We start from the raw sequence: 1,093 nt of genomic DNA, 5'->3' as shown, positions 1-1,093 counted from the left end.
GCATGGTGCCTTGCGTCGGGTTGAGTGGGTGAGGGTTGCGGTGCCTGTTCGGGTGGAGGCGGAGCGGGCCGTGCGGGCCGGGGCGATGCGGTTTCCTGCTGTACCCGGGATGCCGCATCCCGGTAGGCGCGCTGAGCAGGCGTTGGAGGCCGCGTTGGCGCCGTTGGACTGGGCGGCGGGGCGGGAGTGGAATCGGACGTATCAGTCGCATCCGCTGAGCCCGCCGATCCGGGTGGAGCTGATGTGGCCGGCGGAGCGGTGTGCGGTGCAGGTGGACGGTCCCGAGCATCGGGAGCGTGCCAGGTTCGCGGCTGATCGGCAGCGGGACGTGCGGCTGCAGCTCGACGGATTCGCCGTTCTTCGCTTTCCTGATTTTCAGGTTATGGCCGACATAGAGACGGTTGTCGGACAAATCGGGCAGCTCTTGCGCAACCATCGAGAAGCGGACTGAGGGCGGGAAAGCTCAACAGAGGCTTAAGGCGACCTTAATCCGATTACGGACTATTGACCGTCCCGGCGACAGCGTCCTAAAGTTCCCCCAACTAATAGGAAACTTTCTTATTAGAACGGGGCGACGCATTCACTCTGAGCTGGGAGCGAACCCTTGCGACGACGATTCACCATCGGCTCACTCGTAGCCACCGCGGCACTGATCCTGGGTTACGGCGCTTCCGCGTACGCGGCCACGCCGCCCACGGCCTCCTTCGCCGTCACCTCCGACTGGGGCGGCGGGTTCGAGGGCAAGGTCACGGTCAAGGCCGGATCCGCCGCCCTGTCGAGCTGGAAGGTCGAGTTCGACGTGCCGTCCGGAACCACGATCAACTCCGCGTGGGACGCCGACATGGCCAAGAACGGCACGCACTACACGTTCACCAACAAGTCGTGGAACGGTTCGCTGGCCGCGGGGGCGGCGGTGAGCTTCGGCCTGACCGGCGCGCCCGGCGGCGCGAAGGTCCTGAACTGCACGATCAACGGCGCCAACGCGGCCTCCAACGCCTGCTCAGCGCGCCTACCGGGATGCGGCATCCCGGGTACAGCAGGAAACCGCATCGCCCCGGCCCGCACGGCCCGCTCCGCCTCCACCCGAACAGGC

General features: G+C 66.6%; 2 protein-coding genes. Both read left to right on the top strand.

Annotation, left to right across the window (positions count from 1 at the left end; genetic code table 11):
* Positions 1 to 451 (top strand): DUF559 domain-containing protein (locus HII36_RS55430; protein ID WP_173531427.1); only part of this gene is annotated, 451 nt, incomplete at its 5' end.
* A gap of 153 nt (positions 452 to 604) precedes the next feature.
* Positions 605 to 1,093 (top strand): cellulose binding domain-containing protein (locus tag HII36_RS55425; protein WP_173531426.1); only part of this gene is annotated, 489 nt, incomplete at its 3' end.

The organism is Nonomuraea antri (assembly GCF_013283785.1).
GTDB classification, from domain to species: Bacteria; Actinomycetota; Actinomycetes; order Streptosporangiales; family Streptosporangiaceae; genus Nonomuraea; species Nonomuraea antri.
This window is presented reverse-complemented; position numbering and strand designations above follow the sequence as displayed.